The organism is Methanolobus zinderi (assembly GCF_013388255.1).
Lineage (GTDB): Archaea > Halobacteriota > Methanosarcinia > Methanosarcinales > Methanosarcinaceae > Methanolobus > Methanolobus zinderi.
Genome location: NZ_CP058215.1, coordinates 1,729,216 through 1,750,756, shown reverse-complemented (window position 1 = coordinate 1,750,756; position 21,541 = coordinate 1,729,216). Strand labels below are relative to the sequence as shown.

The following is a 21,541-nucleotide window of genomic DNA, read 5'->3' as shown; positions in this document are numbered from 1 at the left end:
AATCGTACAAAATATGATATATTCTTACTCCATTTATCGGTTAATACGTGTATGAGATGTACATACAGTATGTGTGAATTGTAATACCCAGTATGATGTGAGGCTTTCCTACATGTATGCAGAGTATGCGTGCGGAACCGCACACACTTATTATATATTCCCTTTTCTATTACTAGTAGTAGAATTAGGCACAAAGTAAAGAGGTTCTTCAATGAGAAGTGACAAGACCAAAAAAGGATTCGAACGGGCACCGAACCGTTCACTTTTGAAAGCAACCGGATTGACAGATTCTGAAATGGAAAAACCGTTCATAGCAGTCGTAAACTCATGGAATGAGCTAATTCCCGGCCACATTCATCTTGATAAGATCGCAGAGTCGGTAAAGGCCGGCATACGCAGTGCCGGAGGTGTTCCTTTTGAGTTCCATACTATTGGTATCTGTGACGGTATAGCAATGGGTCATGAGGGTATGAAATATTCTCTTCCGAGCCGCGAGGCCATTGAAGATTCCATAGAACTTGTCCTGCAGGGCCATCAGCTTGACGGGATGGTAATGATCACAGCATGTGATAAGATCACACCGGGGCACCTTATGGCTGCAGGAAACCTTGACATCCCAACAGTGGTTGTCACAGGAGGTCCCATGGTACCCGGCTATGTGGATGACGAGTATCGTGACCTGATCTCAGTCTTTGAAGGAGTAGGTGAATGCCAGGCAGAAAAGGTTTCCGCAGATAAACTGAAGATCCTTGAAGATTGCTCATGTACCGGTGCGGGTTCATGTGCAGGGATGTATACTGCAAATACCATGGCCTGCATGACCGAAGCTCTGGGTCTGAGTCTTCCCGGATGTGCCACGGCCCATGCAGTGGATGCCAAGAAGATGCGGATTGCAAAGCATTCAGGTGAACGCATAGTTTCAATGGTGCATGAAGGCCTCAATCCACGTAAGGTTGTCACACTGAAGTCATTCGAGAATGCCATCATGGTTGATATGGCAATAGGTGGCAGTACCAACACGACCCTTCACCTGCCTGCGGTTGCACACGCCTTTGGCCTGGAGCTGACCCTTGACGCCTTTGACAGGCTCAGCAGGAACACTCCTCACATCATCTCCCTGAAACCGGGCGGTACCCATTATATGCTCGATTTCGAAAGATCAGGAGGTATCCCGGCTATAATGGAGCAACTTAAGGACAGTCTTAACCTCGACCAGATAAATGTCAATGGTAAGACAGTTGCCGAGAATCTTGACGAACTTGTGATCATTAACCCTAAACTCAATGCAGAGGTCATAAAGACTGTTGATGCCCCGATCCATGAACAGGGCGGAATTGCCATACTCAAGGGCAGTCTTGCACCCGACGGATCAGTTGTCAAACAGGCGGCTGTTGATGCAAAAATGCTCAAGCACAGCGGTCCTGCTCGTGTATTCAACAGTGAGGAGGACGCAATGCGTGCAATCCTTGACGGCAAGGTAGTTGCCGGGGATGTTGTGGTCATCCGTTATGAAGGTCCCAAAGGTGGTCCGGGCATGCGTGAGATGCTTTCACCCACCTCTGCAATTGCAGGAATGGGTCTGATCGACTCCGTTGCTCTTGTCACCGACGGCAGGTTCTCCGGCGGTACAAGGGGTCCGTGTATCGGACACATATCTCCCGAGGCGCAGGAAGGCGGACCCATCGGTCTTGTAGAAGAAGGGGATATTATCGATATAGATATACCTGCCAGAAAACTTGACCTGAAGGTATCCGAAGAAGAACTCGAAAAGCGCAGGGCTTCATTCGTACCGCTTGAAAAGCCTGTCAGAGGCTATCTTGCAAGATACAGAAGGTTTGTCAGCTCCGCAAGCAAGGGTGCAATTATAGAATAAGTCTATCTTTGGGATATGGTTTCAGATGGCCTTATCCCTTTGTTACTTCTCTTTTTTTATCCTGCTCTTTGGCTTATTTCCTGGTGCATTAACTATTTGAAACTTAAAGCTTACAAGAATTATGTATGGAACGGACAGGTCTTTGCTCTATATGCGGCAGAGCGTCAAAAATGAATACATGTATGTTGTGTGGCAGACTGGTTTGTGAAAGATGCTATGATCTCTCCAGAAATGTCTGCATCAGGTGTTCCGCAACACCCGCACCCTCTGAAAAATCTCCTGATCATCTAACCTTTTAATTCATGGACGTATCAGGTAGCTATTTCCATTCTCCTCAGAAAGCTTCAGCACACCGGCTGAGATCATTTCTGATAACTTTGCTTCTATTTCATTCTCCGTGAACTGCTTTGATATCAGGCTCTTAATGATATCCTTCTTGACCTTTGCACCATGTGGCATGTACATCAGGATATTGCTTCCCAGCTTGTCAGGCTTTAAACTGCTATTTCCGGTGGGTGGTGCCGGTGGTTTTTCGTTGACCGGCTGTGTTGGTGGCTGAGCTGCCGGTGGATTAATATCCTGGCCGGGATTTTCAAATGGTGGAAGCTGTGCATTCTCCTGTGGCTGTGATTCCGGGAAAGCAGGTGCCACAAATGGTGGCTGCTCATCATCTGGCTGGTCCGAGTCTATATTGTGTATTTTGAACAGGGGTTGCTTTTCCTCGGGCTGTCCCTGTTGCATTGTCTCGAATGGTGGCGCAGCTGTCTGTTGCAGGTCAGGTATGCCGGGACTTGTAGCTTCTTCCATTCCTTCCGGTGGTTTCAGATCAGGTATTGCAAATCCCTGATCATTGTTCTCAAAGGGCGGTTTTGTTTCAGACATGAATGGAGGTGTCTGTGCGTCCGGTTCAGGAGAGCTGAGATCAGGCATTGCAAATGATTCTTCACCTGTATTCTCAAAAGGTGGTTCCATGCCAGGCATGCCCGCTGCTTCATTTCCGGTCACTTCTGCAGGAGGTTTCAGGTCAGGTATCTGGAATGGTGGCTCCTGTTGATCGGTTCCCGGTGTTTTCAGATCAGGCATGGTGAATGGAGGCTCTGACTGTGGTTCTGTCGGAGGTTTTAAATCCGGCATCGCCATGCCCTGGTCAGATTTCTCCTCCATCGGAGCTTTGAGTTCCGGCATTGAAAATGCAGGTTCCTGTTGAGCTTTACTTGTATCAATTTCCGGAACTACTGTTTCCTGATTCTGCTTATTCTCTGCAGGGGGTTTTAATTCAGGCATTACAAATCCTGGTTCCTGATGGGTTTCAACAGGTGGTTCAGGATCTGGCATTTTAGCAGTTTCGGCAATCTGTTGAGCATCCGGTGATGGTTTAAGGTCCGGCATCGTCCATTTCTGCTGTTCCTCCTGCCGCGGCCCCACGTCCGGCACTGAGAAAGTATTTTCCTGCAACGCTTCTTTCTGTGGTTTCAGGTCTGGTATTTGTGTTCCTGTATTATGATGAGATTCCTCTGTTTCCTCAAACTCGGGAGTTTTAAAAGTATTTTCCTGCTGGGTTTCAATGTCTGGCCCCATATCGGGGAGCTTAAATCCACTGTCCTCATGGTTTTCAGTATCTGTTTCAAGCTCCGGTAATTTGAATATTGGCTCTTGTTGCTGATTCTGGATTGCCGGAGATTCCGGTTCCGGTGTTTGTTGATTAATGGTCGCTATGTCAGGTGTATTTTTTTCAGGAATGGTTTCAACAGCAGGTGTAAGTTCCGTGTTATCTGCCAAAGGCTGGGTCCAGTTCTCTGCTTGTGCATCTGCGGGAACTTCAGCATGTGTTAAAAATGGTTTTGCATCTTCCTGGACCTTTTCAGAAATCTCCGGCTCCTCTGTTATGGGGAGTTCAGGTTCCTGATTTTCATTAATTATGTATGGGGTCGCCGGTGTACTGCTCTGTTCAGTAGAAAGTGTTTCCTGAAGTTCCTGATTATCTCTTCCTGAAACTGCTGCCTGTTCCCCGGCACCGCTGAGATCTGTTTCCGGTATGGTTTCAGGTTTTGGGATGTCCTGCATTAAACTGGAGTTTAACTGCGCTTCCATGTCTGACAATCTTGTAAAAAGCTCGTCAATATTTCCTTTGAGAGATGCAATGTCCCGTTCCCATGGTGTATTACTGTCAATATCGCTTATGCTGTCAAGCATATCGAGTTCTCTTTCGATCAGTTTTCGTATGAACAGGCTTTTGTTCTCCACACTTTCCAGTTTACTGAAAAGCTCATCGGACATGCTGATAGTCAGGCGTTTCATTGCAATCTCTCACCGGGTATTGAATATGTTCAGGAACATACCTATGTATGCATACATCATACATATATAATTAATGGAAATATATTTTAAAAGATGGCCGACCAAAACCTCGATATATGGCATTTATTATGCAGTTTTAAAAGAATATTTTATAATATATTCATTATAGTATATCTTTAATAAAATAGATGTCGGGGAGTGTAAGTCACATTGACTTTTTACACTCCGGACATGCACGTCCCTTTGTGGTGGGTATGAATGAATGTTTTGGCATGATGCATTTGCAGAGGGGGCAGAGTTCATTGGACTTGAAGATCTTCTCAACAGCCTGCAGATCGGCATCATAGATGTGCGTATCCCAGCCGGTAGCTATGAGGGACTCGATCTCATAGGGCAGATCCTGTTCCCTGAAAACCTTCTTTATCCCTTCCACGATCGCAGGGATATTTGCAGGGAAGCCTCCGAATGCATCCCATGAACGATACAGGATGTAGACCCTTGTCTGCGTATCATTGATAAGTTCTATCTTATATGCTATCCAGCAGGGCTGATCCTCGAACTTCGGGATATGTACTTCATTTTCCCAAAGAACTCCCACATGTCTTCTCGAACCCGGTCGCAGGTTTACCACGTTCTCTTTCAGGGTGTTGTAAGCTGTTTCTCCATACCTGAAGAGTTGTTTTGCATAACAGTAGTCAAACTTCCTTTTATCGTCCTCGGGTAGGGATATATACCAGTCAGCATACTCCTCAGTGAGTTCCTCTTTGTATTTTTTGATGAGATTCTCACCGAAGGGAACCGCAGGATTAACCTGATTCGTATTCACATCCTCTATCTGGATAGTTGCATGAACCCTTTTTGTCATTGTGTTGTAGTCGGGTTTATGCTCTTCTCCTTTTTTGTATATCTCATAGATCAGTTGCGACCATGCCGAAGAAATATTCTTTGCTTTTATCAGTACAGCTTCCATTTCCATCATTCCCTTTTTATCTGGCAGTGCCTTAAGCTGCTTTGCTGGAGCTCCTTTAAAGTCTCGTCATTGAAAATGAACGTATTTTTGCTTAATATAATTAATTAGTATACCTGTATTCATCTGCATCCTTAAACAGGCGTCTTATCGGTGTTGCTGCCGGGTATGCTCTTGTCAACAAGGGCGCTCGCAAGCATTATGGCCTTTGTGTAGTGTCCCCCTACGCGGGAGGTATCTACAAAAACATAGTCATCCATCAGGACAGGTGCACCCATTCCGTCGCCACCACCAAGGAATACAAGCGTTCTGAATATCAGGTTTCCGGATATGCCATCCGGAGCGAGGATGAAGTTTGATTCTCTTATGGCATCCTCTATGAGTATTGTATGGTGCTTTGCCTCGATTCCTATCTCTCTTATACGGTTTACAATGAAATCTCCATCCGCAAGTGTCCTGTCAACACGCCTGTTTCTTCCCAGATCTCCAAGTCTTCCTCCAGAAAGCACTCCTACCACGGGTTCGATCCCGAATCTGCGAATATGTTCGACACCAAGCTTGATGAAGTTTATCTTGTCAGCCAGCTCATCTCCTTCGTCTATGCCCACAGGTGCAATGAAGAATGGTTTTCCCTCGGCTGTTAAAAGCAGAGCAATACGATGAAGCTGATCCTGATTGAGCGCACGTTTGAGATTTGAAAGGGTTCCCGATGCCCTTGCGGTACCTCTTACAGCAGCGTCAACGTACTTGGACCTTAAAAGCTCGCCAAGTACCTTCTCGGGATCATTTGTACCTATCACCTCAAGGTCCGTACCGATTGCTTCGATCTTTTGCTTATCCCCGATCAGGACAACATGGGCGTATCCTGCATCCTGGGCATCCTTTGCACTCTTTAGCATTTTCGGAGTGGGATCCCTGACCCCTATGGCGACCCTTGCTTTGTTTTCCAGTGCTTTTTTCTCTATTATCTCAAGCAGGCCCTCGGTGTTTTTTGATCCCATGTGCTAATACCTACCATTAGTAATATCAATCAGAACAGACAAAGTTGTGCAAACATTAATTACTTTTCCTGAATATCGGATAATGATCTCTTATGACTGTTAGTATGGAATGGGCAGAAAAGTATCGACCAGGGACACTTGCCGATGTGGTGGGTCACAAAAAACCTATTGAACAATTGCGTGAATGGGCTGAGCAGTGGGTACACGGTATGCCTGAGAAGAGGGCAGTTATTCTGCAGGGCCAGGCCGGTATTGGTAAAACATCTTCTGCCCATGCGCTTGCAAGGGATTTCGGATGGGAGGCAATTGAGCTCAATGCGAGTGACCAGCGAACTGCCGGTGTGATCGAAAAGGTTGCGGGTTCAGCTTCCCGGATGCGCACGCTGACCGGGGTAACGGGTAAGCGACTGGTTATTCTCGATGAGGCCGACAACCTGCATGGAAACAGTGATCGAGGTGGTTCACGTGCGATCATCAACGTAATCAAGAATACCAACCAGCCCATTGTGCTGATAGCCAACGATCTCTACGGCATATCCTCATCACTGCGCTCACTATGTCTTGAGATCAAGTTTAACTCCATACAGACCCGTTCCATGGTCCCGGCCCTGAAAGAGATAGCACGCAAAGAAGGTATCATGTGTGGTATTGGTGTTATCGAAAAGATCGCCGAGAATGCCGACGGTGATTTCAGGAGTGCTGTCAACGACCTGCAGGCAGTGGCAATGGGACGCTCGGAGATAAACATCGAGGACATATCCACTGCAGAACGTGATAACAAGGAATCTATTTTCAAGGTGGTAGGGAAGGTATTCAAGGGCAAGAGTGTCAGATCCGCACTTGAGGCAAGCTACAGCCTCGATGAAACTCCCGAGGATTTTATCCACTGGATAGACGAGAACCTGCCGCATCAGTATAGCGGCAAAGATGAGGAGGCTATTACCTCTGATATAGTGGATGCCTATTCATATATTTCAAAAGCTGACAGGTTCCTCGGGCGTGTCCGCAGACGCCAGAACTACCGTATGTGGAGATATGCAAGCACTCTTATGACCGGCGGTACAGTGGTCTCCAAATCAAAGCTCAGGGGCGGTTTTGTAAGATACCAGTCCCCTTCTCTGTGGAGGAGAATGGGCCAGATACGATCAAAAAGGAATATGCGGGATAATATCGCTGCCAAGGTAGGCTCGCATTGTAATGAATCCATGAAGTACTCCCGTATGGGATTGACCCCGATCTATGCAAGTCTTCTTGACGATGATGATTATGCTGTTGATGTGGTCGCAACACTGGATCTTAACGTCGATGAACTTGTGCAGTTAAAGGGAAGTAAGAAGGTCACAAAAAAGATCCAGAAGATCTATGACGCTGCTCAGCAACTTAGACCCGAAATCGTTCCGGGTATTGAGTTCTCAGGCAGGCCAGTGGAAAAGGCTCCTAAAAAGAGACCTGACCAATTAAGTCTGGATTCGATCAAGTCTCCTGAAACGAAAACGGAATCTAAAGCAGAAGTTGAAATTGCCTCCGGTGAGAAACCAGTTTCCGCTCCAGGTCCCGGAGACAGGACTGTGGCTTCCGGGAAAGATGCGCCTGCCAAAAAGCAAATTCAAAAGAAACCTCAGAAGACATTGTTCGACTTCTAGTTTCTTTTGTATTTCAGTTTTTTATTGTTCTGATTAAGACTTATTTTTCCTCTAAACTGTTTCCGGGCTTTCTGGAACGAACTTGCGTTAAATGCTGGTACATTTTAGGTTCTGGATGTGCAAAAAAGACTCAGTATATTTTTATGCTTGCTTTGCGGAAATATCCTTTATGCAATGATATGAACTTTTTGTTGTAACTGTTTTTTATCTGATCTCGGCAAAATAATCATAATTGTGTGAACAAGCCTGATCTGAAATACGGCTACAAGCTCTGCTATTAAAATGTGACTGACTCAGAGGATTTGTATGATTTTATAGTGGAGTATGAGCGGGTTGGGGAGTGGGGGTTATTGTCAAAAAGAGGATAACCCGCTCATCTAATTTATAGATAGTATTGTTGGTATTTAATTGTTTCGCCACTCATCATAATGATGATAATAGTATAACTCGAGTATTGTACAGGTTGATCTTGATTATAGGATGAATCCTATGTTTTTTCCCTGTTCAACTTTATCACAGCCGTTATTCATTATTTTTTCTAAAGAAACTAATAAATATCTTGCATGCCACTACGTGTCGGTGATTAAAATGACAATCGGAGTCACTATGGTGAATGTCCTGCCCGGCCAGGAAAGGGCTGCATATAACGAGCTTAATAAAATTGAAGGAATAAAGGATATATATCATGTTTTTGGAGAGTATGATTTTGTTGTGATAGTTGAAGTCGATGATCTCGGACGTCTTAATAATATAGTTGACAATATCCGTGAAACAGCTAATGTAACCGCTACCCAGACCATTGTCGGGGCGGAACTGAAGTGAACTTTAAAATAAATTTATATTTTCCACGTTATTTATTTATCTAATAACTTTGATGTTCTTAGCAACATTAAAAGGATGATATCTTTATGGCAACCCCCATTGCAGAAGAACTTGCAAAGAGTCAGAAATCCATTAGTGTCGCAGAATTCTTTGAGAAGAACCGACAGATCCTGGGTTTTGATTCCGCACCCCGCAGTCTTATAACCACCGTCAAGGAAGCTGTAGATAACTCCCTTGATGCCTGTGAGGAATCCGAGATACTGCCGGATATCCTGTTACACGTTGAACGTTCCGGAAAGGATAACGTTGTCATCATCATCGAAGACAACGGGCCCGGTATAGTAAAGGAGCAGATCCCCAAGGTATTTGCAAAACTGCTTTATGGCTCAAGGTTCCACGCACTGAAACAGAGCCGTGGGCAGCAGGGTATAGGAATATCCGCATCCGTTCTTTATTCACAGCTGACATCCGGCCACCCGGCAAAGATCATCTCCAAGATCGATCCTTCAAAGCCGGCACACAATTACGAGCTGATGATAAATACCAGTACCAATGAGCCTGAGATCCTGAAGGACGATATTGTGGACTGGGACCGTCCGCACGGCACGCGCATTGAGCTGGAAATGGAAGCATCCTATGTAAAAGGCAGAAGGCAGTCGATATATGAGTATCTAAAGGCAACCGCGATCGTAAATCCGCATGCCAGGATCCGGCTGGTGGAACCTGACGGCAACGAGGAGATATTCGAGAGGGCAACTGACAAGATGCCAGTCCCTGCAAACGAGATTCTTCCGCATCCTCATGGGATCGAGCTTGGTACACTTATGAAGATGCTCAGATATACTGAACGTCAGAAACTATCTCCCTTTTTACGCTATTCTTTTTCCAAGATCGGGCACCTGACTGCAGAAGAGATCTGTAAGGCATCCGGTCTTGACCCGGAACTTGACCCTCATGAGATGAACCGCGACCAGGCAAGAAAACTTCTGGATGCGTTCTCCAGGGTAAAGATAATGGCTCCTCCCACAGACTGCCTTTCTCCCATAAGCGAGGATCTGATCTACAAGGGTCTTGAAAAGGAGTTCAATGTGGATTTCATTGCGACCACGACCCGCTCACCTTCTGTATTTTCCGGCAATCCCTTTGTCGTAGAGGTGGGCATAGCCTACGGTGGTGAACTTCACAAGGAGGAACGCATCGATATCATGCGTTTTGCCAACAGGGTTCCTTTACTATATCAGCAGGGAGGCTGTGTTACCACACATGCCATCGAGTCCATAAAGTGGAAACAGTACGGACTCAACCAGCCTGGTGGCGGAATACCCAGCGGTCCGGCTGTGATCCTTGTACATGTTGCTTCAACAAATGTTCCGTTCACCTCGGAATCAAAGGATGCTATTGCCGAGATTCCGGAAATTAAGGATGAGATAGAGCTTGCCGTAAAGGAGGTTTCCAGAAAGCTCAGCCGTTTCCTGAGCAAGCAGGATTCACTGAAAAAGCGTCGTGAGAAAGAAGTTATTATAAAAAAGGTACTTCCCAAAATGGCCGAAAAACTTGCCATAACGCTCGATAAGGATATTCCTGACATAAACCCTGTTGTTGCAAAGGTCATGGGTAACCTGCTTGTTGACAGGATAATTGAGAGCAATGGCAATGGTGCTGTTAAGGTCTCGATACGTGTGAGGAACTATTCCTCTAAGAAATACGACTTCAATATCCATGACATGCTTCCTTTTAAGATAGAAGGAGCTGTCCCGGAGCCCAAAGTGATATCCATGGGTAACGATTACGATCATGTATGGAAGATGAGCATTTCCGCCGGTTCTTCTAAAGTAATAGAATATTCCGTAGCAAGTACAGAAGAGAATGAGATGTCCCGTCTGCCTTCACTGATAGTTGAAGGGCTTGATGAGGAGCTTGTAACAGGTGCAAAGGCAATAAGGGGATGAGAGATATGGCAGAAAAATTATCACAGCAGAAAAAAGAGCAGGATAGTGCTGCTAAGAATCGTCTTCTTGGAATGGCCGAGAAGCTTTACAACCAATTCCTGGAAGGGTCCGTCCCGTCTGTCAATCTGCCGAGCCGTACAAAGAATAACATCGAATACTGTGACAAGAACGATGTGTGGGTGTATGGTGACCGGGAGACCGAAAGAAGCGCCAAGACCGTAAAAGGTGCCTTCCAGCTTTTAAAGACCACTCACGTTGTGGATTTCATAGTCAATAATCACCTGGGTCAGAACCGCGGATCCACTTTAAGGGAACTGTATTATATATCCGAGAACTGGGATATCGCCAAGTTCCGTGAACAGCCCGAAAGTGACAGGCTTGTTGAGGATCTGGAGATTATCTCGGGTCTGCAGAGGGAGTACTTCCATATGCGTCCGGAAGAGGACGGTGCTACCATGTTCGGACCCATAAAAATACGCGAGGAAACCAACCGTGGAGACAGGATGATGCACTGTCAGGAAGACATCGGTGAAAGCGGATATCAGATACCCTTCAATGTCGAGAACATAGAGTTCCTCGAACATGATGCTGATTTCATTATTGCCGTTGAGACCGGTGGTATGTATGCAAGGCTTATTGAGAACGGTTTTGATGAGAAGTTCAATGCAATTCTTGTTCACCTTAAGGGTCAGCCTGCAAGGTCCACAAGACGCCTGATCAAGCGCATGAACGATGAACTGAACATACCTGTCACGGTATTCACTGACGGTGACCCGTGGTCATATCGTATATTCGCATCGGTTGCCTACGGAGCAATAAAAAGTGCCCATCTTTCCGAGCATATGGCAACACCAGGTGCTCATTTTATAGGTGTCCAGCCATCTGATATCGTGGAATATGAACTCTCCACCGATAAGCTGACAGACAAGGACGTAAGCGCCCTGAGAAGTGAACTCAGTGATCCGAGGTTTGAGAACGATTACTGGAAGGAACAGATAAACCTCCAGCTTGATATCAACAAAAAAGCTGAACAGCAGGCCTTTGCAGGAAAGGGTCTTGACTTTGTGACAGATACTTATCTACCTGACCGTCTGTCGGAACTCGGGGTCATTTAAGTCCCGTTTTGTCAAATTCCCTTAACAGGCCTGAAGTGCCTGCAGATGGCAGTATCCGCAACTGCCATACCTTTTGTTTTTTGATGTTTGCAGACCCTCTTCTGCATAAATTGACATGTTCCGCAGCAATAAATATGCCTTGACAGTTTGTCCCGAATTGCTTTTTCCTTTATCAGGTCCTCTCCAAAGCCCTTTAGGTACTTTATCTCCCGCTGGCTGCGTTTCATGGAATGTGCCAGGAGTGTGCTGACGGCGGGTGGTTGCCATTGTGCATAGACCTGGTTCACAGCAAGCTTACCGGGAGCTGTTTCTGACTTTTTTGCTGCATTTTCTTTATCAGCTCTTCCTCGCTTCTGAAGCTGATCCCTGATCGCTTTTGCTTTTTCATGTTCAGGGTCATGCTTTAGTGTCGCTTTGATGAAATTAAGTGCTGCTTCATGTTTTCCCATGGATCTTAAGGCCAGGCTTTTATTGTATAATACCGGAGCCGGCTTTGACAGGTTTTTGGTTAAAAGTATCCTGTCATAGCATTTGACAGCTTCTTCAAACTCTCCTTTTTTGTGGTGGAGCATACCTTTGTTGTTCAATGCCACGATATCATAGGGATCAAGTTCAAGGGCAAGCCTGAAAAAATGCATTTTTCTTTCAGGATCTGTTTCCTTTATTCCCTGAAGTGTCCATCTCCTGGAGGTGCTTTTCTCTTCTCTGCCCATTATTGCCCTTATCCTTTGATTTTAATTCCATGTTTTACTTGTACTTCTTATTACGATATGTCTTTTAATAAAGAGCTACAAATGTTAAGTTGATTCTGTAGGATACTTGTAATTAGTCTGAACGGGGATACTGACTTTTCTTACAAGAACAGGATCATAAAGAATTAAATCATGGGCTTTTGTTCTTTAGAACTTTGCGGCCCTCTACGACCATTTAGAATGGTTTTTACAGAAATTATTAAGATAAGGTAAAACCTCGAATGAATACACCTGATTATTACAAGACACTGGGCGTATCATCGGATGCTTCTGCAGCTGAGATCAAAAGAAGATACCGTGAACTGATGGTAAAATATCATCCTGACAGGAACCATAGCCTCGGCGCTGAAGAAATGTCCAAGAGAATAAACGAAGCCTACAGTGTACTTTCCGACCCTCTGAAACGCGCCCAGTATGACCGCAGATCTTCTGAACCCTGGTGGTACACACAACAGAGCAACACATATGAGGGTGGAAGCCAGCGGACACGTACTTACCGAACCTACACTTACAGGACATACCAGTATCCTCCACGGGGCAGAAACCGCCGCAAAAGAAATGTAAGTCCGCTGGGTAGTGTTTTAAGCTTCTTTGTGAAGGTAGTCCTGATCGTAGTGGTCCTCTGGATATTGCTGCACTTTGCCATTCTTACCGTTGGAGTGGTCCTGACCCTGCTGGCATTCTACTTGCTCTGGATATTCCTTGCGGAGATATTCTATCTGCTCTATGGAAGAAGGTGATCATTCTGTGGAATCTGCTATCCAGTGAAGGTAGTCGGGATCACCTTCTATCTTTTTCGATACGATTGCAGGAAGGTCGTAGCTGTGCAGTGATCCGATAACTTTTCTTATGGCTTCGAAATTCCGGGACTTGCTCTTTATGGAAAGTGCTATCTCTTCGTCTTCCTCGATTTTTCCTTCCCATGAATATACCGAAACCACCGGATGAATGTTGACACAGGCGGCAAGCCTTTTTTCAACAAGTGTATGTGCTATTTTCTTTGCCTCTTCAAGGTCTGCTGTTGTCGTATGGATCTCTATGAACATATTACTCACCAGTTTGTATCATTGTCTTTTCTAAGGTACGCAATAAATATATACGCCATTGCCATGATTTCAATTCATGGTTACTAATGGTGTTACTTTTTTCAGGGAGGAGCAGAAATTCAGACAATTGTGGATTCGTATATTTGTTTTGTTATTGCTTGTATTTGTATGGTATGGTGCGATACAACAACTAATATTCGGAATTTCTTTTGGCAACAATCCCGCATCCGACCCGGTTATGTTCTTATTGTTGATTGTTTTTGGAATATTGTTTCCGGCTTTCATGTTATCTCTAAAAATGGTTACGGAAGTTAGAAACGATGGACTATACATCCGTTTCTATCCGATTCATCGTTCTTTCAGGAGATTTACTTTTGAAAGCATCAGGTCGTATGAAGTCCGTGATTATAGTCCATTGAAGGATTACGGAGGCTGGGGGATACGCTTCGGACCGAAAGGTCAGGCCTACAATGTCAGTGGCAGTAAAGGCGTGGTTCTGGTACTTGAAGATGGAAAAAGGCTTATGGTAGGTTCTAAGCAGCCCGATGAGCTGGCTGCGGCAATATCTCGCGGGATGGATGCTTCCTGATTTGACTCTTTGTGTCCGAAAACAATTCACTGTTTGATGTTTATTATTTGATATTCCAAACATCAAACATTCTTGAATATATATTCTCTGGTAGAGATTCTCTATATATTCGCTGTTGGCGGCCAGTTATTTATCAGATGCACATAATGAACTGTTATGCAAGAGGATCTGATTGAGTTTCAGGAAGAGGATTTCGAGTTTGCCGCGCCTCCCATGTCAAAGGACTTCTTGATCCGTGTTTTTGAAAAATATGATTTGAAATTCATAGCTTATTTCGGTGGGGACATGTTCTATGCGGAGATGACAGACAAAGAGCCTTTTGTCCCCTTCTACGGTAATACATATTATGTTGATGAGGTCGAGTTTATTATGGATTTCATGGCAAAGGAAAGAATAAGTCTTATTATGTATGAGAATGGGAATATGATGCAAAAGTCTGCTCCTGTACTATCGGATGATGGTGGATCCTGAGAATATTCTATTATGCTTTCATACATGTATGATGCTTTCATAATTATGATGGTCAGTTAATAATCCTGTAATACCTGATTATTCACTGTTCATAAAATTAAGGTACTGTATGCTTCTTTTTAAGCAAAAATAGATTTTTATAACTTGAAATCCTACTAAATCCTGGTGTGGGAATGAATATGCTCTATAGTTTAAGGGAATGGATATGCGACTGTGACAGGTTCCTGTTTCTCGCAGAGGTGCACTATCATAATAAAGACGTTGTACCTTCAAAACATCAGTTCGAACATGAAATTGACGGTCAGGTATTTGAAGAAATCATATCCAGAACGGTTATCCACTGTGAAAGAGATTCACATTGTATCAGTTTTGATTGCTGTCTTGCGACAGATGAATTCTCTCATCTAGTTGAGACCCTTGATAATATTAAATGTGAGAGGTGGGATAAGATGGATGTAGAAAGGATTGTCAGGTCCCAGGAAATACTATGCAAGTTATCCACAGCACTTGACAGGGATATCATGAAGACATATGAATCAAAGGGTTTTCCTTCCCTGTACAATATTTGTGGTGCAGATCATGCTTGATCCGACTGTATTCTCCCTTTTCTGATCTTTGTTGAAGATGTGCCGTCATCTTGGTATTCACTCAGGTCGACCACTTTGAAAATCTGCCTTATGTCATCATCCATGGCAATATCGATGTTCTTTCTATGAAATACCATAAAATGCATTCCCATTGAGCTGAAATGTTCAAGCAGGCTTTCCTTTGTTTCCCCTTCCCTGTAGTATCTCTCATTGAATGTACGGTTCAGGGTATCGGCTCCTATCAGGAAACATGATTCAGGAAACAGTATAGCTTTGTCTGCAAAAAAAGGGGCGTTTGTAAGATATATATCTCCCATGAACTCCTCTGAACTGTATTTTCCGAGTGAATCCATTCTGTCTTGCAGTGAAATAAAGTCAATGGGAGGTTTGTCGACGTTTGCAAGCGAGATCTCAAAACAGACAGGTGATCCATATTTTTTGAACGCTGTTTTTGCAATTTCAACATGTTTACTGTGACATGGGTTAAAAGATCCAGCAAAAACTATTCTTTCCTCTGGATGAGAATTATCTGATGAATTGCTGAGATTGATAGCCCGCTTTTTTGCCTCATCACCCTGCAAAAGCGTATTTACAAGGAGTTCTCCGATCTCTTCACCGACCTCTGCCGATCTGGTAACGGTATTGGCAAGCTCCGGTATCATGGAAAGCGGTAATATATTTCCGGCATCAACTTCACAAAGCTGCGCCAGGAAATGTATAATGAATAAAGAGCTGATCTTTTCTTCGGTCTCCCTGCTTCTGTTTTCGAGAAGTTTCAGATGAGCCGTGCTTGTTCGCGTAGCTGACTGGGAAGCAATGTAGATATCATGCTCTCTTCCCTCTCTCTCATTATCCTTTCTCGCAAGCTTGCAGGTCACACCGATTCCGATCATCCTGTGTGTGTCGGTGTTTTTGTCACAGAGCTTTAAGGCACGTTCAAAAGAGGCCATTGCCATCTCTCGTGCGGTCTCTTCGGAACAGTAGGTTTCGGGCTCCTTCCCTATAAATTCTGCAAGAGCATTTTTACTATATGGTACAATAGCCTCAAGTAATGTCGAAGAACCACTGCCATGCATAAGTAACTCTGAGAAGGCTCCGCTGCCACCGCCGGTAACAGAGAGCACAATTTTGTACCGGGACTTGTGTATTTTCTGTATTATACTGAGAACTTCCCTGTCCGAGAAATCATGATCTTTTTTCAATTAAGCACCTGTTGGAATCGGTTTTATTGTCCGTATATTTACTGTTCCTGTAGTTGTACATTATCTTTAAGATTTTATACCTGCTGCATTTTTGAATTGAATGAAAATTTATATATATTATAAAGTCCAGCATATATTATTGAACCTATAATGATTCCTTTGTGCTTTTTATTTGCAAGGCTTATAAAGATATAAGCTTTCATGTGTAACAATTGAGAATTATTATTGACGTTTTATTTACAGGATCCAGTAAGCATAAAACAATTCGGGAATTGAGAAAATGGTACAGATACTTGTGGTTGAAGACAACCCTGTTAATATGGAACTGACAGTCGACCTTCTCGAATCATATGGCTATGGTGTTGTTCAGGCAGAAGATGGCTTTGTTGCCCTGCAGAAACTTCAGGAAGAGAAGATCGATCTTATTCTCCTGGACATACAACTCCCCCGGATAGACGGTCTTGAGCTGCTTTCCAGAATAAAGAATGAGGATTCAACCAAGGATATCCCCGTCATAGCTCTGACTGCCCACTCCATGCGCGGGGACGATGAGCGTTTTATCTCGGCAGGCTGTATTGATTACATCTCAAAGCCAATAGATATTAAGGGTTTCAAGAAAAAACTCCAGCTCTATCTCGGTGAGCCGGAAGAGTAAAAGTTATTCAGCGGGTACGTTATCTACTGTTAACTCAAAGCTATCTTCAACGCCATTAATATTTACTGTATAGACTCCTCTTTCAAGACCATATACATCAAGGTCGATAGTTTCTTCGAAAGGTACCAGTGCCTGTGTGCAGATCGCATCTTTCGGGCGTATGGTCCTCAGACTTACATTGAATGTGTTCCCGTTTCTTTCTACCGTTGTATTCTCACTGTCTATTTCTGTGCAACCGTCCGGCAGATATCCGCTTGCTACGGCTCTTACCTGCACGGGAAATGATTCGAGGATCAATATCTCAACTTCTCCCACAGCGGCATCATTGTAGATGTATCCATTACCACTGACATTGCTATTGTTTCCCCCTGTACCATTACCTGCCGGATCCTCGGTGCATCCGAGTGAAAAGGTTGCTATGACCACTATTACTATAGTGATCAGAACCATTATGCCCATAAAGGTATTCCCACTGTTATTCATTGGCCTCCCTCAAATCTTCGTTGAAGGGAACATGTTACGTTTGTATAAATTTCTTGCTTAAACTACAAATTGAGTTGAAGTTTTAAACCCCATCTAATTCAGGAGAGGATTTTCCCCCGCATCAGGATTCTTTTGGAGCCACAGAATCGAGTTTTTCCATATACCTTTGGATTTCCCCATCAACTCTTTCCTGTGACATATTGCCTGCCCCGAATATTATGTGGGATGGAAACACTTCAAGACCTGTAAATTCCAGTGTGCAGTGTGTCAGATACCTGAGCAGCTCACGTATGTCTCCATGCGGTCCGCCTTCTGAGTACCAGGATTCTTCAGCTCCGGTACTTGTTACAACCATTGCTTTTTTCCCTTTGAGAAGGCCGGTATCGTATGCACTCTGTGTTGCGGGATTAAAAGCAAATCCCGGAGCAAAGACCCTGTCTATCCATCCTTTCATGATAGCAGGCATATTTGTGAAATATATCGGGAACTGGAATATCAGAAAGTCAGCCCATTTGACCTTTTCCATCTCATCCAGAATATCCCGGGAAAAGCTTGCATTTTTGCTTGCGTTCATCTGCTCCAGGAAAGGATTGAAGATATCATCTCTTTTAGGCTGTGTGAAGTCATCTCTGTCAAGTACAGGTTTGAACTGCATAGAATAAAGATCGGAAAGTCTTACATCATGACCATTCTTTTCAAGTGAAGTTATGGCTGCCTCTTTCAAGGTCGAATTAAATGACTTTGCTTCCTGATGTGCGAAGACGTATAATATATTCATAATAACCCCATACAAAATCTGAACTAGTCTTATATATTTATTTGGGTGGTTGTAATACCTGCATATGAATATGGATCTCAGAAGTCTGTTTATAAAAAAGATATAGTGAATTCAGAAAAAAAACTCAAAGGGACTGCTTTTGTTTCAGTGCGTCCTTCATTAAAATAAGATTTTCCACAGTATCGCCGATTCTGTAACTAAGTATGTCTTCCCGGTCCGGTATTCCTATACTGGAATGTGATGTCGGACTGTTTTCCAGGCTCATTCTTTCCAGTGTGAGGAGTATCTCGTCCAGTACATCGTCATCAAAGGGAATCTCCGATTTTCTTTCAGTAACAGTAAGTGTGAGGAGGTTCAGGTCCCTGAAATCCTGAGCTCTTATATCATAATATATGGAAATATTCTCGTCTTTCGTTGGTGGATAGATGTGTCTGAGTACATCGATAAGCAGATTCTCAATGAGTTTTCTTGAAAGCAGGAATGTGCTGATGAACAGTCCTGTCCTGAAACTTGAGTTTATCTCTGTTTTGAGGCTGTTGTAATGCTCATCTTCCAGATCGATATCGATTATCTGATTGGTTTTTTCTGTGGTAAATGATGCCCTGTTCGAGTAGATAGGATTGATCTTCACAAAACTCTCAAGATCGAAAGAGAACTCATTAAGGCGTGATGATGCGGTTCTGAGCATCTCCATCTGTTCCTTCAGTCTTTTTGAAGTCACCTCGTCCACGTAGTTCCTTACCTGGTTCTCAAGGTAAACACCGTGTATGTAGTCCTGTATGGTGTAGGTATACTCGTTTATTCCCGAACGTTTATTTGTACTGAAAAGACCCTGGAATCTCTTGCATCTGTCAGGACTGAGGCTGCAGATTATTTCCTTCGAGCGTTTATACCATTTAGTATATCCTGAGATGAAACGGCTTCTGTTTCGTGCATATTCCTTTGAGTTCCAGGCATAGTTCTGCTCAAGGATGTTCAGAAGCTTGTAACCATTATCCAGCAGTTCATTAACTTCCTGCTTTGAGATCTTTGCTGTAGTTCTTTCCATGCGACTCCTATAATATATTAAATCAATATTATATATTTATGTTTGCATTAAATCAAATAATTCCGTAATAAATCCCATAATCGTTTTATCCTATAATGATCAAATTTTAGATATATTTTGAAGAGTGGTGTTTATGGATATCTTATGGCTGGATCAATCGGATGTAAAAAGTGTGCTTGACATGTCTTCGACACTGTCGGCAGTTGAATCGGGTTTCAGGGAACACGGACTGAAGAAGGTGCAGATGCCGCCAAAATCCTATCTTTATTTCACCGAGCATAACGGAGACCTGCGGACAATGCCGTCTTTTATGGAAGAGCAGGACATCTCAGGTGTAAAGATAGTCAATGTCCATCCCGACAACAGGGAAAAAGGACTTCCCACTGTCATGGCGGTTGTGGTGCTCAATTCTACCGAGACCGGAGCACCCCTTGCGGTAATGGATGGCAGCTACCTTACAGATATGAGAACAGGTGCAGCAGGCGGAGTTGCAACTAAATACCTGGCCCGCCGGGATTCCAGGGTAGTCGGAATGGTTGGTGTTGGTGACCAGGCACGTACTCAGTTACTTGCTATTTCAGAAGTCATGGATATCGATGAAGTAAAGATCACAAGCAGGAAACCCAGTAGTTGTGATTCCTTTGAAAAGGAAATGAAGCAGGCCGTAAATTGTGATTTTACCCGGAAGGGCAGTATTGAGGATGTATGCGATTGTGATGTCCTTGTCACTACCACTCCGGTAAGAAGTCCGATAGTAAGATCAGAATGGGTGCGGGATGGCACTCATATCAATGCCATCGGTGCCGATGCAATGGGTAAACAGGAGCTGGAATCATCTTTACTGAAAAGGTCGAAGGTGATTGTGGATGATATCGTCCAGGCATCCCATTCCGGCGAAGTAAACGTATCAATCTCATCAGGAGCTTTCGCAGAGTCAGAGATATATGCCGAACTTGGAGAGATCGTTGCCGGCACTAAACCTGGCAGGGAATCCGATGAAGAGATCACTATATTTGATTCAACCGGCCTTGCAGTGCAGGACCTTGTGACCGCTAACATGGTCTATGAGAAGGCTCTGGAAAAGGGAATAGGCAGGAAGCTGCCATTGTTCTGATTCGAAGTGTAACCATTGCTCATGCTGTTGTAAAACCAATCTCATAGTATTCGCCTTTATACTTCACTGAGTAAGTGCCATTGAGGAATTCGATCGTGCGTTCCCACTCCCAGGGATTTGCATCTACGTAACTCCGGGTTTCGATGGCTTCTTTCAGTGCCGGATAAGCGTTCAGGTCTTCTTGCGTTACTGTGACAAAAGTATCAGGTTCTTCTTGCAATAAACGTGCGTCTATGGTTTTTGAATACATATGTGAGAATGCCCCGTATGCAAAGAACAAAACAGATATGATGATAAGTGCCGCAAAGGAAATTGCAAATGCTTTTGAAATAAACATTCTTGACCTCTCGCCAGTTGCAAGTATTCCTGTTCCAGTCAGGACAAAAAATACCAGGAACATCAGATAGATTGGCTGCGGCGGGTCTATGCCTCGTAGTATGTATCCGCTGAGATAGAAAGTGAATATGCCTATCAGGAAAAATATCAGGTAAGTCCTTCTTGAATTCGGTTCATGCGCTGCTTTTTTAACAAGTAAGAATACAAAAATAATTGATGCACCAAAAGCTATCAGTGAAGTGATCATCGTTGCTATTCTGTCATCATGACTTTCATCTACAGGAATTCTGTCATCGTCCATATCTAAGGCATAGTCCGAACCATTGGAAAGTGTTACAGGGTTTGAAGTATATTCTGTATGTTTTTCAGCGTCATCCTCCAAGTTTGCGTGGTTTTGTGCACTCTGGATTTTTGATATTTCATTGACTATTTCGTCCAGATCTGACAAAGAATGTTTTCCCGGCTCTCCGACTGTTACCTGGAAAGTATTGTTTTCCAGGTCGGCATCTGTCAGCATCAAGATAGCACTTTCGCTTAAGGTGAATCTTGGCTCGTCTTCTGTATCCACGTTTGTTCCGATTTCTGTTCGTATCTTGATTTCTGTGGATGATATGGGATTCATCAGCCATTCTTTGATTTTTATGGTAACAATAGAATGGTCGTAGTGTCTTTGAATTTCAGTGACTTTTCCTACTGCTATCCTGTCCGAATGTTCCACCTGGTAGGATATTTCTGCAGACTCGGCTGTAAGCATGGCATTTGCCGTCGGTACTATCAATAGTACAGTCAAACAAATAATTGCGGCATATAAC

20 protein-coding genes and 1 pseudogene are annotated in these 21,541 nt (G+C 43.9%); 11 read left to right on the top strand and 10 right to left on the bottom strand.

The window, feature by feature from the left end:
* The first annotated feature begins 211 nt into the window (after window positions 1–211).
* Window positions 212–1,873: a dihydroxy-acid dehydratase gene (gene ilvD, locus HWN40_RS08585; RefSeq protein WP_176965349.1), complete on the top strand. Its 1,662-nt coding sequence runs from the start codon at window positions 212–214 to the stop codon at window positions 1,871–1,873.
* A gap of 300 nt (window positions 1,874–2,173) precedes the next feature.
* Here ilvD and HWN40_RS08580 read toward each other — a convergent pair whose 3' ends face one another.
* From HWN40_RS08580 to mtxX, 3 genes are all read right to left on the bottom strand, one after another.
* Window positions 2,174–4,171, bottom strand: a complete 1,998-nt coding sequence (locus tag HWN40_RS08580; protein WP_176965348.1) for a hypothetical protein — start codon at window positions 4,169–4,171, stop codon at window positions 2,174–2,176.
* A gap of 205 nt (window positions 4,172–4,376) precedes the next feature.
* Window positions 4,377–5,141, bottom strand: a complete 765-nt coding sequence (locus tag HWN40_RS08575) for a thymidylate synthase (RefSeq protein WP_246275880.1) — start codon at window positions 5,139–5,141, stop codon at window positions 4,377–4,379.
* Between the two features lie 131 nt (window positions 5,142–5,272).
* Window positions 5,273–6,139, bottom strand: coding sequence for a methanogenesis marker protein Mmp4/MtxX (gene mtxX, locus HWN40_RS08570; protein ID WP_176965346.1), 867 nt, complete (start codon window positions 6,137–6,139; stop codon window positions 5,273–5,275).
* A 92-nt stretch (window positions 6,140–6,231) separates the two neighbouring features.
* Here mtxX and HWN40_RS08565 point away from each other — a divergent pair, with 92 nt between their 5' ends.
* The 4 genes from HWN40_RS08565 (at window position 6,232) to HWN40_RS08550 (ending at window position 11,668) form a co-directional block, all read left to right on the top strand.
* Window positions 6,232–7,782, top strand: coding sequence for a replication factor C large subunit (locus HWN40_RS08565; protein WP_176965345.1), 1,551 nt, complete (start codon window positions 6,232–6,234; stop codon window positions 7,780–7,782).
* A gap of 588 nt (window positions 7,783–8,370) precedes the next feature.
* On the top strand, window positions 8,371–8,604 hold the full coding sequence (locus HWN40_RS08560) for an Lrp/AsnC ligand binding domain-containing protein (RefSeq protein WP_176965344.1): 234 nt from the start codon (window positions 8,371–8,373) through the stop codon (window positions 8,602–8,604).
* A gap of 86 nt (window positions 8,605–8,690) precedes the next feature.
* A complete protein-coding gene (locus tag HWN40_RS08555) occupies window positions 8,691–10,553 on the top strand; it encodes a DNA topoisomerase VI subunit B (protein WP_176965343.1) in 1,863 nt (620 codons plus the stop codon).
* A gap of 5 nt (window positions 10,554–10,558) precedes the next feature.
* A complete protein-coding gene (locus tag HWN40_RS08550; RefSeq protein WP_176965342.1) occupies window positions 10,559–11,668 on the top strand; it encodes a DNA topoisomerase IV subunit A in 1,110 nt (369 codons plus the stop codon).
* Window positions 11,669–11,679: 11 nt separating this feature from the next.
* On the opposite strand, the gene HWN40_RS08545 is transcribed toward HWN40_RS08550, so the two are convergent.
* A complete protein-coding gene (locus tag HWN40_RS08545; RefSeq protein WP_176965341.1) occupies window positions 11,680–12,381 on the bottom strand; it encodes a tetratricopeptide repeat protein in 702 nt (233 codons plus the stop codon).
* A 260-nt stretch (window positions 12,382–12,641) separates the two neighbouring features.
* Between HWN40_RS08545 and HWN40_RS13555 the strand changes: the two are divergent.
* Window positions 12,642–12,842, top strand: a pseudogene (locus HWN40_RS13555) (DnaJ domain-containing protein); the annotation flags it as partial.
* Between the two features lie 318 nt (window positions 12,843–13,160).
* On the opposite strand, the gene cutA reads toward HWN40_RS13555, so the two are convergent.
* On the bottom strand, window positions 13,161–13,466 hold the full coding sequence (gene cutA / locus HWN40_RS08535; RefSeq protein WP_176965339.1) for a divalent-cation tolerance protein CutA: 306 nt from the start codon (window positions 13,464–13,466) through the stop codon (window positions 13,161–13,163).
* 76 nt (window positions 13,467–13,542) lie between these two features.
* Between cutA and HWN40_RS08530 the strand changes: the two genes are divergently transcribed.
* The 3 genes from HWN40_RS08530 (at window position 13,543) to HWN40_RS08520 (ending at window position 15,113) form a co-directional block, all read left to right on the top strand.
* Window positions 13,543–14,055: a DUF6141 family protein gene (locus HWN40_RS08530; RefSeq protein WP_176965338.1), complete on the top strand. Its 513-nt coding sequence runs from the start codon at window positions 13,543–13,545 to the stop codon at window positions 14,053–14,055.
* 156 nt (window positions 14,056–14,211) lie between these two features.
* The gene (locus HWN40_RS08525) at window positions 14,212–14,526 is read left to right on the top strand and encodes a hypothetical protein (RefSeq protein ID WP_176965337.1); all 315 of its coding nucleotides are present in this window, start codon (window positions 14,212–14,214) and stop codon (window positions 14,524–14,526) included.
* 173 nt (window positions 14,527–14,699) lie between these two features.
* The gene (locus HWN40_RS08520) at window positions 14,700–15,113 is read left to right on the top strand and encodes a hypothetical protein (RefSeq protein WP_176965336.1); all 414 of its coding nucleotides are present in this window, start codon (window positions 14,700–14,702) and stop codon (window positions 15,111–15,113) included.
* Here the strand turns inward: HWN40_RS08520 and HWN40_RS08515 are convergent.
* Window positions 15,104–16,315, bottom strand: coding sequence for a hypothetical protein (locus HWN40_RS08515; RefSeq protein WP_176965335.1), 1,212 nt, complete (start codon window positions 16,313–16,315; stop codon window positions 15,104–15,106). The two genes, HWN40_RS08520 and HWN40_RS08515, sit on opposite strands and share 10 nt — an antisense overlap.
* Before the next feature lie 280 nt (window positions 16,316–16,595).
* Here HWN40_RS08515 and HWN40_RS08510 point away from each other — a divergent pair, with 280 nt between their 5' ends.
* Window positions 16,596–16,970: a response regulator gene (locus tag HWN40_RS08510; protein WP_176965334.1), complete on the top strand. Its 375-nt coding sequence runs from the start codon at window positions 16,596–16,598 to the stop codon at window positions 16,968–16,970.
* Between the two features lie 3 nt (window positions 16,971–16,973).
* Here the strand turns inward: HWN40_RS08510 and HWN40_RS08505 are convergent, their stop codons facing one another.
* The 3 genes from HWN40_RS08505 to HWN40_RS08495 form a co-directional block, all read right to left on the bottom strand.
* Window positions 16,974–17,453 carry a hypothetical protein gene (locus tag HWN40_RS08505; RefSeq protein WP_176965333.1) on the bottom strand — a complete coding sequence of 160 codons (480 nt, stop codon included), beginning with the start codon at window positions 17,451–17,453 and terminating at the stop codon, window positions 16,974–16,976.
* Between the two features lie 121 nt (window positions 17,454–17,574).
* A complete protein-coding gene (locus HWN40_RS08500) occupies window positions 17,575–18,231 on the bottom strand; it encodes an NAD(P)H-dependent oxidoreductase (protein ID WP_176965332.1) in 657 nt (218 codons plus the stop codon).
* Window positions 18,232–18,355: 124 nt separating this feature from the next.
* Complete coding sequence (locus HWN40_RS08495; RefSeq protein ID WP_176965331.1) at window positions 18,356–19,279, bottom strand: hypothetical protein; 924 nt, start codon at window positions 19,277–19,279, stop codon at window positions 18,356–18,358.
* Window positions 19,280–19,412: 133 nt separating this feature from the next.
* On the opposite strand from HWN40_RS08495, the gene ala reads away from it, so the two are divergent.
* Entirely contained in the window at window positions 19,413–20,393 is a 981-nt protein-coding gene (gene ala, locus HWN40_RS08490) for an alanine dehydrogenase (protein WP_176965330.1), read from the top strand.
* A gap of 19 nt (window positions 20,394–20,412) precedes the next feature.
* On the opposite strand, the gene HWN40_RS13550 is transcribed toward ala, so the two are convergent.
* Complete coding sequence (locus HWN40_RS13550) at window positions 20,413–21,507, bottom strand: DMT family transporter (RefSeq protein WP_246275879.1); 1,095 nt, start codon at window positions 21,505–21,507, stop codon at window positions 20,413–20,415.
* Window positions 21,508–21,541 lie beyond the last annotated feature (34 nt).